Origin of the sequence: Pseudomonas thivervalensis, assembly GCF_001269655.1 — a bacterium.
Lineage (GTDB): Bacteria > Pseudomonadota > Gammaproteobacteria > Pseudomonadales > Pseudomonadaceae > Aquipseudomonas > Aquipseudomonas thivervalensis.
The window spans coordinates 191033-202634 of the sequence record NZ_LHVE01000013.1; the positions used below are offsets into that span (position 1 = coordinate 191033).

The 11602-nt window shown below is 60.5% G+C and carries 12 protein-coding genes; 4 read left to right on the forward strand and 8 right to left on the reverse strand.

Annotated elements, in window-relative coordinates:
- Window positions 1-100: 100 nt before the first annotated feature.
- Window positions 101-616, forward strand: a complete 516-nt coding sequence (gene fabA / locus AD659_RS18775; protein WP_003204400.1) for a 3-hydroxyacyl-[acyl-carrier-protein] dehydratase FabA — start codon at window positions 101-103, stop codon at window positions 614-616.
- 11 nt (window positions 617-627) lie between these two features.
- On the forward strand, window positions 628-1848 hold the full coding sequence (gene fabB / locus AD659_RS18780) for a beta-ketoacyl-ACP synthase I (protein WP_053123944.1): 1221 nt from the start codon (window positions 628-630) through the stop codon (window positions 1846-1848).
- Window positions 1849-2131: 283 nt separating this feature from the next.
- On the opposite strand, the gene AD659_RS18785 is transcribed toward fabB, so the two are convergent.
- Together AD659_RS18785 and AD659_RS18790 are read right to left on the reverse strand one after the other, a co-directional pair.
- Window positions 2132-2596 carry a DUF3859 domain-containing protein gene (locus AD659_RS18785; RefSeq protein ID WP_053123946.1) on the reverse strand — a complete coding sequence of 155 codons (465 nt, stop codon included), beginning with the start codon at window positions 2594-2596 and terminating at the stop codon, window positions 2132-2134.
- Between the two features lie 275 nt (window positions 2597-2871).
- A complete protein-coding gene (locus tag AD659_RS18790) occupies window positions 2872-3888 on the reverse strand; it encodes an amidohydrolase family protein (RefSeq protein ID WP_162277309.1) in 1017 nt (338 codons plus the stop codon).
- A gap of 120 nt (window positions 3889-4008) precedes the next feature.
- Here AD659_RS18790 and AD659_RS18795 point away from each other — a divergent pair, with 120 nt between their 5' ends.
- Window positions 4009-4869, forward strand: coding sequence for a pirin family protein (locus AD659_RS18795; RefSeq protein ID WP_053124201.1), 861 nt, complete (start codon window positions 4009-4011; stop codon window positions 4867-4869).
- Window positions 4870-5014: 145 nt separating this feature from the next.
- On the opposite strand, the gene AD659_RS18800 is transcribed toward AD659_RS18795, so the two are convergent.
- The 4 genes from AD659_RS18800 to AD659_RS18815 form a co-directional block, all read right to left on the reverse strand.
- Window positions 5015-5743: a dienelactone hydrolase family protein gene (locus AD659_RS18800; RefSeq protein WP_053123949.1), complete on the reverse strand. Its 729-nt coding sequence runs from the start codon at window positions 5741-5743 to the stop codon at window positions 5015-5017.
- 69 nt (window positions 5744-5812) lie between these two features.
- Window positions 5813-7717: a molecular chaperone HtpG gene (htpG, locus tag AD659_RS18805; RefSeq protein WP_053124203.1), complete on the reverse strand. Its 1905-nt coding sequence runs from the start codon at window positions 7715-7717 to the stop codon at window positions 5813-5815.
- Window positions 7718-7804: 87 nt separating this feature from the next.
- Complete coding sequence (locus tag AD659_RS18810) at window positions 7805-8266, reverse strand: PaaI family thioesterase (RefSeq protein ID WP_053123952.1); 462 nt, start codon at window positions 8264-8266, stop codon at window positions 7805-7807.
- Window positions 8263-8739: a PaaI family thioesterase gene (locus tag AD659_RS18815; RefSeq protein ID WP_053124205.1), complete on the reverse strand. Its 477-nt coding sequence runs from the start codon at window positions 8737-8739 to the stop codon at window positions 8263-8265. Before AD659_RS18815 ends, AD659_RS18810 begins: the two co-directional genes overlap by 4 nt.
- A 158-nt stretch (window positions 8740-8897) precedes the next feature.
- Here AD659_RS18815 and AD659_RS18820 point away from each other — a divergent pair, with 158 nt between their 5' ends.
- Window positions 8898-9149 carry a hypothetical protein gene (locus AD659_RS18820; protein WP_053123955.1) on the forward strand — a complete coding sequence of 84 codons (252 nt, stop codon included), beginning with the start codon at window positions 8898-8900 and terminating at the stop codon, window positions 9147-9149.
- 77 nt (window positions 9150-9226) lie between these two features.
- On the opposite strand, the gene AD659_RS18825 is transcribed toward AD659_RS18820, so the two are convergent.
- On the reverse strand, window positions 9227-9964 hold the full coding sequence (locus AD659_RS18825; protein ID WP_014339579.1) for a DUF599 domain-containing protein: 738 nt from the start codon (window positions 9962-9964) through the stop codon (window positions 9227-9229).
- Between the two features lie 198 nt (window positions 9965-10162).
- The gene (gene brnQ, locus AD659_RS18830) at window positions 10163-11476 is read right to left on the reverse strand and encodes a branched-chain amino acid transport system II carrier protein (protein ID WP_053123957.1); all 1314 of its coding nucleotides are present in this window, start codon (window positions 11474-11476) and stop codon (window positions 10163-10165) included.
- Between the last annotated feature and the right edge of the window lie 126 nt (window positions 11477-11602).

Genomic DNA, 11602 nt, shown 5'->3' on the forward strand with positions numbered 1-11602 from the left:
GCAATAGTCTATGAGTAGGCTGTCGATTCGAGGCATGAACGCTTCGATCGGCCGGGAAGATTTGCCCCACCCTGCCGCATGGGACTATTGAGGAGCTCGCATGACCAAACAAAACGCCTTTACCCGGGAAGACCTGCTGCGCTGCAGTCGCGGTGAGCTGTTCGGCCCAGGTAACGCGCAACTGCCCGCCCCGAACATGCTGATGGTGGATCGCATCACCCATATCAGCGAAGAGGGTGGCAAGTACGGCAAAGGTGAATTGGTCGCCGAGCTGGATATCACTCCGGACCTGTGGTTCTTCGCCTGCCACTTCGAAGGTGACCCGGTGATGCCAGGCTGCCTGGGCCTGGACGCCATGTGGCAACTGGTCGGTTTCTTCCTCGGCTGGCAAGGCCTGCCGGGGCGCGGTCGCGCCCTGGGTTCGGGCGAAGTGAAGTTCTTTGGTCAGGTCCTCCCGACCGCCAAGAAAATCACCTATAACATTCATATCAAACGCGTCCTCAAGGGCAAGCTGAACATGGCCATTGCCGATGGTTCGGTTGCCGTGGATGGTCGCGAGATCTACACCGCCGAAGGCCTCCGGGTCGGCGTTTTCACCTCCACTGACAACTTCTAAGGGTTATCCGCATGCGCCGCGTCGTTATCACTGGTCTGGGCATCGTTTCGTGCCTGGGCAATGACAAAGAGACCGTCTCCGCTAACCTGCGTGCAAGTCGCCCTGGCATCCGGTTCAATCCGGAATATGCCGAAATGGGTCTGCGTAGCCAGGTTTCCGGCTCCATTGACCTCAACCTCGAAGAACTGATCGATCGCAAGATCTACCGTTTCGTCGGCCATGCGGCGGCCTACGCCTACCTGGCCATGAAGGACGCCATCGCTGACTCCGGCCTGACCGAAGAGCAGGTTTCCAACGTACGCACCGGCCTGATCGCCGGCTCCGGTGGCGCCTCCACCTTGAACCAGATGGAAGCGCTGGACATCCTGCGCGAAAAAGGCGTCAAGCGCGTCGGCCCGTACCGCGTCACGCGGACCATGGGCAGCACCGTTTCGGCCTGCCTGGCCACGCCGTTCAAGATCAAGGGCCTGAACTACTCGATCTCCTCCGCTTGCGCCACCAGTGCCCACTGCATTGGTACCGCTGTCGAGCAGATCCAGATGGGCAAGCAGGACATCGTATTCGCCGGCGGCGGTGAAGAAGAACATTGGAGCCAGTCGTTCCTGTTCGACGCCATGGGCGCCCTGTCCAGCAAGCGCAACGACACCCCGGAAAAAGCTTCCCGTGCCTACGATGCCGACCGTGACGGCTTCGTCATCGCTGGCGGCGGCGGCATGGTCGTGGTCGAGGAGCTGGAACACGCCCTGGCCCGTGGCGCGAAGATCTACGCGGAAATCGTCGGCTACGGCGCCACGTCCGACGGCTACGACATGGTCGCGCCAAGCGGCGAAGGTGCCGTGCGTTGCATGCAGATGGCCATGTCCACCGTCGATGCACCGATCGACTACCTGAACACCCACGGCACCTCGACCCCGGTCGGCGACGTCGCGGAAATGAAAGGTGTGCGCGAAGTGTTCGGCGACAAGGCCCCGGCCATCAGCTCCACCAAGAGCCTGTCGGGTCACTCCCTGGGCGCCGCCGGCGTTCACGAAGCGATCTACTGCATGCTGATGATGGAAGGCAACTTCATGGCCGGTTCCGCCAACATCGACGAGCTGGACCCGGAAGTGGCCGACCTGCCCATCCTGACCAAGACTCGCGAAAACGCCACCATCAATACCGTGATGAGCAACAGCTTCGGCTTCGGTGGCACCAACGCCACCCTGGTGATGAAGCGCTGGCAGGGCGCGTAGGAGCTGCCGCAGGCTGCGATCTTTTAAAGCGAAAGATCGCAGGCTTCGCCAGCTCCTACAGGAGCCGACAAAAAAACGCCCCGACTGGTTCGGGGCGTTTTTTTTGCCTGCTCACATTAAAAAGTTCTGTGGGTATGCCCTTGTGGGAGCGAGCTTGCTCGCGATAGCGGTTCGACAGTCAATGACAGTGTTGAATGTCAGTCCGCCTTCGCGAGCACGCTCGCTCCCACAGGTTTTTCTGACCTCCCTCCCACACAGGCTCGCTCCCGCAGTTGACTCCAATTCAGCGCACGACAAACCGCTGCTGCGTCAGCAGCCGATCCCCCTGGAACACCATGAACCGCCACTCCCCCGGCACCACTTCGTGGCTTTCGGTGAACTCGTAGGCCATGACGTCCTGAGGCGCGCCGGGCACCACTTTCTGGATCACCTCGAACTTGTCGTGGCGCACGCCATCGGGGGTGCGGATACCGGGGGTGAAGTACAACAGGGTCAACGGCTGGTCGTCTGCGACCTTGCCGGCCAATTGATAGCGCATGCCGAACTTGGTGCCCAGCTTCGCCGGTACGCTCTCGGTCTGGCGAATCTGCTCGTTGCTGCGCCGCAGGACCCGCTCTCCCGATTGCAGCTCGGCTTGCGGCCCTTCGAAGACGCCATATTCCACCGGGCCTTCGACACGGACTTCGGCCTGTGCCAGGCCGCAGGTCAACAACAGCGCGACCAGTGCGCTTGAACGGGTGAGGTGCATAGTGCGCTCCTTGATTGAGATGAGCGCGAGGGTATGACGCGGGAGTGACAGGCTGATGACAAAGCGATGTTCGCCAGGCCAGCTATGGCCCGGGAATAGGGTTGGCCTGTGGCGAGGGCGCTTGCTCCCGCTCGACTCTGTAGGAGCTGGCGAAGCCTGCGATCTTTTGATCTTTCGCTTGAGACTCAAGTGACCGGGAAAAGATCGCAGCCTCGCTCCGCTCGACAGCTCCTACAGGCCCAGCGGGAGCAAGCGCCCTCGCCACAAAAGCGGGCTTATCGGGCCACTGAGCGCGGTAATACCGAAAGGAAGTTATCCCGCGCCACTTTCCTCGCCACGTCTTCCGGCAAGGCATCGAGGAACGGATCGAAGCTGCGCAACTCCTTGCCCAACTTGTTGAAACGCCCGACCACATCCGACCCCACCATGAAGCGCTCAGGAAAACGCTCTACCAGCTTTAACCACTCGTCCCGGGGTTTGCCCGTCTCGTCCAGCAAGTACGGCGTGAGCACGCTCCAGGACAGGTCTATGTACAAATTGGGGTAGGCCTCGAGCAGGCGGGTCAGGGTCGGCAACAGAAACTCCAAGCGGGTCTGGTGGCGGTGGATTTCCATGCTGGTGCCCGCATGGGCCCAGATGAAGCGTGTATGCGGGTGGTTGCGTAACGGCTCCTCGATTTCGGCCAGGTACAGCGGATTTCTCTCACGCTTGGACGTGATGTTGGAATGCAGCATCACCGGCAGGTCGTTCTCGGCCGCCAGATGATAGATCCGGGTCATGGCTTCGTTGTTGGCTCGCGGGGTGTCGCCCGAGGTCAGCGCCGTCAGGTCGTCATGGCGGGTGAAGACCTCGCCGATGCCTTGCCACAACCCCGGGTAGAGATCGAGCATGCGCTGGATATGGGCGGCGGAGTTCTTGTCGTTGGGATTGAAGCCCGACAGGAAAGGATGAAAGTGCTGGCGTTGTTCGTCGGTCAGCTTGCTCACCGCCGCCGCGACAATCACGTCGGTGGCGCTGTACCAATAGGCATCCGCGTCGTCACCGGCGTAATAACGCGGACGCTTGGGTTCGTCCTCATGCCATTTCTTGGCCACCGGAACACCGGAAATCATCACATGCTCAATGCGATTGTCCGCCATCGCCTGGAGCAGCTTGGGCATGCCGGCGGTTTCCTGGAAGAAGTCGACGTAATGCAGGTGCGCATCGCTGTAGGCATACTCGCGGGCCATGGCGCCGCTGCTCGAAACGACCAGCAGCCAGGCAAGGATCAAACGGGTCAAAGGCACAGGCAATCTCCAGAAGCCATGAACAGCGTAGACCCTCGCCGTCCCGCCTGGGTTCAAGGTGCATCTGCCGCGTCCGCCGGCGGCGGGTTATGCTTCGGGCAACCGTTGTTCAACCTGGAAGACAACATGACCACTCCCCTGACCGTTCGCCCCCGCGCCGAAGACGTCGAAGGCCAGCCGATCCTTCGCCCGCTGCCGTCCGCCAAATGCCGCAGCGTCGGGCCTTTCGTGTTTTTCGATCACATGCTGCAAACCACTTACCCGGCCGGCAAAGGCATGAACATCCGCCAGCACCCACACATTGGCCTGTCTACCCTCACCTACCTGTTCGAAGGCCAACTCCAGCACAAGGACAGCCTGGGCTCCGACCAGGTGGTGGACGCCGGCGACGTCAGCTGGATGACCGCCGGCAGTGCCATCGCCCATGTCGAGCGCACGCCTGAGTCATTGCTGGGCAGTGCTTTTGTCATGCACGGGTTGCAAGTCTGGCTGGCCTCGCCCAAGTCCCACGAACAGGGTCCGGGGCACTACAGCCATCACCCGGCCCATAGCCTGCCGGTCAGTGAGAACCTGGGGGTCGGCATCCGCATGATCGCCGGGTCAGGCTTTTGCCTGGAATCGCCGGTGCCGGTGCTGTCGCCAACGCTGTACGCCGAGTTGAACCTGCAGACCGCAACGACCTTGCTGATTCCCACCGAGCATGAAGAACGGGCCCTGTATGTGCTGAGCGGCGAGGCGTTATTGGATGGCGAACCAGTAGAAGCCCATTCCCTGGTGATATTGCCGGCCGGGGAAGAAATGACATTGTTTGCCGACAGCGATTGCCATGCGGTGCTGTTCGGCGGCGCGCCGCTGGATGGGCCGCGGCGAATGAACTGGAATTTCGTTTCCAGCGACCCGGCCCGCATCGATGAAGCCCGCCAGCGCTGGGCGGCTGGGGACTGGCCGACGGTGCCGGGGGAAAGCGAGCGGATCGAGTTGCCCTAGCTTCACAACACCCCTATGGCTTCACAACACCCCTGTGGCGAGGGAGCTTGCTCCCGCTCGGTTGCGCAGCAACCGCAGAAACAGAGGGGCCGCTGCGCAGCCCAGCGGGAGCAAGCTCCCTCGCCACAGGTTTTACTTGAAGCATTCAGCCCTTGAACACCTCATCCAACAAATTATGCATCGAGCGGAACGCCCGTCCGGCGACCTTGGCGTCGTACATCATCTTGCCCGGCACATTGGCCTGCGGGTCGGTGAACGAGTGCACCGCACCGCCGTAGCTCAGCAGTTGCCAATCCACCCCGGCGGCGTTCATTTCGTCTTCAAAGGCCGGTAATTGCTCTTTCGGCACCAACGGGTCGGAGGCGCCATGCATCACCAGCACCGCGCCCTTGATGTTCTGCGCATCGGCCGGGTTTGGGGTATCCAAGGTGCCGTGGAAGGAAATCGCGGCCTTGAGCGGTGCGCCTGTGCGCGCCAACTCCAGTGAACAGCAACCGCCGAAGCAGAAGCCGAACGTGGCCAGCTTCGTCGTGTCGACCTCAGCTTCGCGCTGGCTCTGCAACTGCTCGAACGCCGCCTGCATGCGCTTGCGCAACAACGCCCGATCGTTCTTGAGGGGCATCATCGCCGCCCCCGCCTCATCGGCATTGCTTGGACGAACCGTTTGCCCATACAAGTCGGCGATCAACACCACATAACCATTGGCCGCCACCGACTTGGCGATGTCTTCGGCACCCGCCCCGACCCCCATCCAGTTCGGCGCCATCAGCAAACCCGGGCGCGGGCCCTGCTGGTTGACGTCGAAGGCCAGGCGACCTTCATAACTTTGACCATCGATCTGATAGACCAGCGAACGAACCGTAACCTGACTCATGACGAACTCCTTTTTGACTGAACACCAGAAATGAAAAAACCCGCCGAAGCGGGTTTTTCCTGCACTTGTTTAAGCTGACAGTTCAACCAACAGCTTGTTCAGGCGACGCACATACGCCGCAGGGTCCTTCAGGCTGTCGCCGGCCGCCAGGGCCGCTTGGTCAAACAGGATGTGCGACAGATCGCCGAAACGCTCTTCGCTCTGCTCGTTGTCGAGTTTTTCCACCAGCGGGTGGGCCGGGTTGAATTCGAAGATCGGCTTGGAGTCCGGGACTTTCTGGCCGCTGGCTTCGAGGATCTGGCGCATTTGCAGGCCCAGGTCCTGCTCACCGATGGCCAGGATCGCCGGGGAATCGGTCAGGCGGTGCGAGACACGCACTTCGCTGACGGCGTCGCCCAGGGCGGTCTTGATCCGCTCCACCAGACCTTCCTTGCTCTTGGCGACTTCTTCAGCGGCTTTCTTGTCTTCTTCCGAATCCAGGTTGCCGAGGTCCAGATCACCCCGGGCGACGTCGACGAAGCTCTTGCCGTCGAATTCGTTGAGGTAGCTCATCAGCCACTCGTCGATGCGGTCGGTCAGCAGCAGCACTTCGATGCCTTTCTTGCGGAAGACTTCCAGGTGCGGGCTGTTCTTGACCTGTGCATAGGTCTCACCGGTCAGGTAGTAGATCTTGTCCTGGCCTTCCTTGGCGCGGGCCAGGTAATCGGCCAGGCCAACGATCTGCTCGCCATCGTCACCCTGGGTCGACGCAAAGCGCAGCAGGCCGGCGATTTTCTCTTTGTTGCCGAAGTCCTCGGCCGGGCCTTCCTTCATGACCTGACCGAAGTTTTTCCAGAAGCTCTTGTACTGCTCGGGTTCGTTCTTCGCCAGTTTTTCCAGCATGTCGAGCACGCGCTTGGTCAGTGCCGACTTCATGGAATCGATGATCGGATCTTTCTGCAGGATTTCCCGCGAAACGTTCAGCGACAAATCGTTGGAGTCCACCACACCCTTGATGAAGCGCAGGTACAGCGGCAGGAACGATTCGGCCTGGTCCATCACGAAGACGCGCTGCACGTACAGCTTCAGGCCGCGTGGCGCTTCGCGCTGGTACAGGTCGAACGGCGCACGGGCCGGCACGTACAGCAGCGAGTTGTATTCCAGCTTGCCTTCGACCTTGTTATGGCTCCAGCTCAGCGGGTTCTCGTAATCGTGGGCGATGTGCTTGTAGAACTCCTGGTATTCCTCGTCCTTCACCTCGGTGCGCGGACGGGTCCACAGGGCACTGGCGCGATTGACGGTTTCCCACTCCACTTCAGGCTTTTCTTCGCCTTCCGCGGCGGTGGCTTCCTTCGGCAGCTCGATCGGCAGCGCGATATGGTCGGAGTACTTCTTGATGATGTTGCGCAGGCGCCAGCCATCGGCGAACTCGTCTTCACCGGACTTGAGGTGCAGCACGATGCGGGTACCACGATCAGCCTTGTCGACGGTGGCGACTTCGAACTCGCCCTCGCCCTTGGACGACCAGTGCACGCCTTCGCTCGCAGCGAGGCCGGCACGGCGGCTGAACACTTCGACCTGGTCGGCCACGATGAACGCCGAATAGAAACCGACGCCAAACTGACCGATCAGGTGGGAATCTTTTTTCTGGTCGCCGGACAGGTTCTTCATGAAGTCGGCCGTGCCGGACTTGGCGATGGTGCCCAGGTGCGTGATCACCTCTTCGCGGCTCATGCCGATGCCGTTGTCTTCGAGGGTGACGGTTTTCGCGTCCTTGTCGAAGCTCACACGGATTTTCAGTTCAGCGCCGCCTTCCAGCAGTTCAGGCTTGGACAAGGCTTCGAAACGTAATTTGTCGACAGCGTCAGAGGCGTTCGAAATCAGCTCGCGAAGGAAGATTTCCTTATTCGAATACAGCGAGTGAATCATCAGGTGCAGCAGTTGCTTCACCTCGGTCTGGAAGCCCAGGGTTTCCTTTTGAGTTTCCACGCTCATGGTCATCAAACTCCAAGTGGATGGTGGTGTCCGCCTCGCTGAGATTGGCGGCGGGATGTCCTCAAGGTGGGGGCAACGTGGATGATTTCAAGGGCGATCCGGTTTTGGAGGCTCCTGGATCTTGAAATGCGCCCGGGCGGTGGCGATGGGTTCGGCCTCGACGTCTTGCCAAGCGGTGATCGCGACGTTGGCGACCCGCCGGCCCTGACGCCAGACCTGGCATTTGGCATAAGTGTCGCGAAACTGCCCGGTGCGCAGGTAATCCAGGGAAAAGTCGATGATCTTTGGCACCCCTGGCGTACCGGTGGCGATCAACAGATGCACCGCAGCGGCCAGTTCCATGAAGCCGGCGATGACTCCGCCATGGATGGCCGGCAATAAAGGGTTACCAATGTTGTCCTTGTTGGCCGGCAGCCGAAACACCAAATCGTCGCCCTGACGCGCGCATTCGACACCGATGAGTTGGGCATAGGGAATCGAGGCGAGCAGTAGCGCGTAGTCGCCCTGCTCGCAGGCGCGGCGCAGTTGTTCCTGGATGGTATCGGTCATGGCTGGCCCACGGTGGTTATCGGACTGGCCTTGCCCATTCCCCTGGCATGCTGGCCCAGGCGCATGAACGTGCCCACCACATGGGCGATGGGTTGCTCGGGGTCGTCCTGATAGGCGAAACCCCGTGTGAAAATCACGTCCGGCGTCACCCGATAGCATTGAGCGAAGCCGTAGACGTCCTTGTGGGGTTCTGCGGCGTGCATGTAGTCGATGCGCAGGTCGAGGGTGGGACAGACTTCGAATTGCGGCAGCACACACAAGGTCGACATGCCGCACGCGGTGTCCATCAATGACGTCAACGCGCCACCATGGATGATGCCCGTCAGGGGGTTGCCAACGATTTGCGGGCTGAACGGCAGCACGAGCGTCAGTCCGTCACCGCTGGCGCTGTGCAACTTCAAGCCCAGCACCTGACAATGCCGCAGGGCGGATAAAAAGCGCGTCGCGCGTTCAAAAACGGGATCTTCAGCCATGTCCATCAATGCCCTTGTTTGTTTAGAAGCCTGGTAACAGGCGTGTTCGCTAAAGTTCCGCGAGCATGCAAAGTTATATATCTGTAGCAAAAGAGGAACTTAAGCTGAGGGGGCGCGCTCAAAAGGCCAGTAGTTATTTCCATAAGGAGAAACACCCCATGCGTAAGACTTTTGCTATTGCCTTGATGTTGGCCGCCTCCCTCGGTCTCGCTGCCTGCGATAAAAAATCCGAGGACAAAGCTCAAGATGCCAACCAACACGCTGAGCAAGCTCAGCAAGACATGAACAAAGCACAGGATAAAGTGAACGAGGCGGCGAAAGAAAACGCCGAAGCCGCCAAAGCTCAGGCCGAATCGAACGAAGCAGCCGCGAAAGAAGCCCCTGCTACTGAAGCGCCTAAAACCAACTGATACGGTTTTAGCGGTAAAAGAAAACCCGCCTGGTGCGGGTTTTCTTTTACCTGTGATTCGGGAAAGCGGCCGAGCGGTCAGGCCGCTTCCTTGCCAACCTCGGGCACTGGCGCTTCCGTGGGGGTATAGACCATCACGTCCAGCACATCGGAATGAAACTCGCGCTGATACAGCACAAACACCACGCCGGCACTCATCAACATGAATAACCAGGGGCTGACGAACCACGCCAACATGGTCATGCCAAAGTAATAGGCTCGCAGGCCGAAGTTGAACTGGTTGGCCGCCATGGAGATCACTCGCGCCGCCCTTAGAGCAAAAGCCTTGCGTTCCTGTTCCGACACATGGCGCTCGCCGATCATTGGCGCCGAGCCAATCAGCACTGCCGCGAAGTTGTATTGGCGCATGCACCAACTGAACGTGAAGAACGCATACACGAACACCAGTGCCAGGCACAGCAACTTGACCTCCGCCATGCCCTGGGAAGCCTGCTGCACCATGGGGATGTCCGCCAGCAACGACACCGCCCGATCCGAGGCCCCTAGCACCGTCAGGATACCAGCCAGGATGATCAGCGTACTGGAAGCGAAGAATGAGGCGTTGCGCTCCAGGTTGCCGATCACGCTGGCATCGGCGATGCGGTTCTCACGCAACAGCATGCGGCGCATCCAGTCTTCGCGGTACAGGTGCATGACACTGGCCAGGCAGGCCGTATCGCGGGCCTTCCAAGTGGCGTAACGGGTGTAGCCCGCCCAGCAGATGATGAACCAGGCGGCGGCAAGCAGATGGATCAGGTTGGCTTGGATGAAGGACATTCGATTTCCTGTATGTCTAAAAAATGACGTCTAAAGCCAGACTTGCCTTGAAATGCCGACCATAAGGTTTTGTGCAAGCCTTCCAAGACATTGCTTCGACGTTAGCTCACGGAAAAAGACACTGCCCCCCAAAAAAAATGCCCCGTATCGATTGATACGGGGCATTTCGGTTATATCGGCGAGCCTGCTTGAAGCCGATCAGGCCAACGCTTCGCTGCGCTTGCCCAGCAGGCGATCACACACCACCGCCACCGCCAGGGTCATCACCGAAGGCACCAGCCAGGCCAGGCCTTGTTCGCTCAGCGGCAAGTGGGCCAGTTGCGTCGGCATCCAATCCGCCAGCCCGGCACCCTTGAGCGCATCGATCAAGCCAAACAGGAACGACACCAGCATCACCGGGCCGACGATGCGCCCCTGCTCGTGCCAGAAGTCCTTGCAGAAGCTCAGGGCCACCAGGGCGATGCACGGCGGGTAGATCGCGGTCAGGACCGGAATCGAGAAGGCGATCAGCTTGGTCAGGCCCAGGTTGGACACCAGCAGCGAAAAGGCCGCCAGGATCACGACCAAGGTCTTGTAGGACAGCGGCAGGACGCGGCTGAAGTACTCGGCGCAAGCGCAGGTCAAGCCGACCGCAGTCACCAGGCACGCCAGCGAGATCAGCACCGCCAGGAAACCGCTGCCCAGGCTGCCGAAGGTGTGTTGCACATAGGCATGCAGCACGGCGGCGCCGTTGGTCGCGCCCGCGGCCACTTCATGGCTGCCCGAACCCAGGCGGAACAGGCTGACGTAGACCAGCGCCAGGCCCACCCCGGCAATCAGCCCGGCGATGATCGCGTAGCGAGTAATCAAGGCCGGCGACTCGACGCCCCGGGAGCGGATCGCGTTGACGATGACGATGCCGAACACCAAGGCGCCCAGGGTATCCATGGTCAGGTAGCCATTGATGAAGCCCTGGGAGAACGGTGCTGCCACGTATTCAGGTGTGGCCACACCGATATCGCCCGCTGGCAAGGCAAACGCGGCGATTCCGAGCACGGCCAGGGCAATGATCTTCAGCGGCGCGAGAAAGCGTCCGACGGTGTCCAGCAGGCGGCCCGGGTAGAGCGAGATGAAGAACACCAGCAGGAAATACACCGCGCTATAGAGGAACAGCGCCAGCGGGCTTTCGCCGGTCAACGGCGCCAGGCCGACTTCGAACGAAACGGTGGCGGTACGGGGGGTGGCGAACAACGGGCCAACGGCCAGGTAGCACACCGCCGCCAGCAACCCGCCGGCGATTTTGCCGATCGGGCTGCTCAAGGCGTCCATCGCCCCGCCCACCTTGGCCAGTGCGACGACCGTGATGACCGGCAGCCCGACCGCCGTGATCAAGAAGCCCAGCGCCGCCATCCAGACATGAGGCCCGGACTGCAAACCGACGATAGGCGGGAAGATGATGTTGCCGGCCCCGACGAACAGGGCAAATGTCATGAAACCAAGCGCCAGGATGTCCTGGCCTTTCAACACTTTCATTAAGGAAACCACACTACTGAATCGGAATTTAGAGAGGGATTTCCCTTATGGGTAGAGGGAAATGCTGCCGATCCGTATGGGACCGACCCGTTTAGCGCGGCGCTTCCTTGTGGGCAGCGGTCGCAA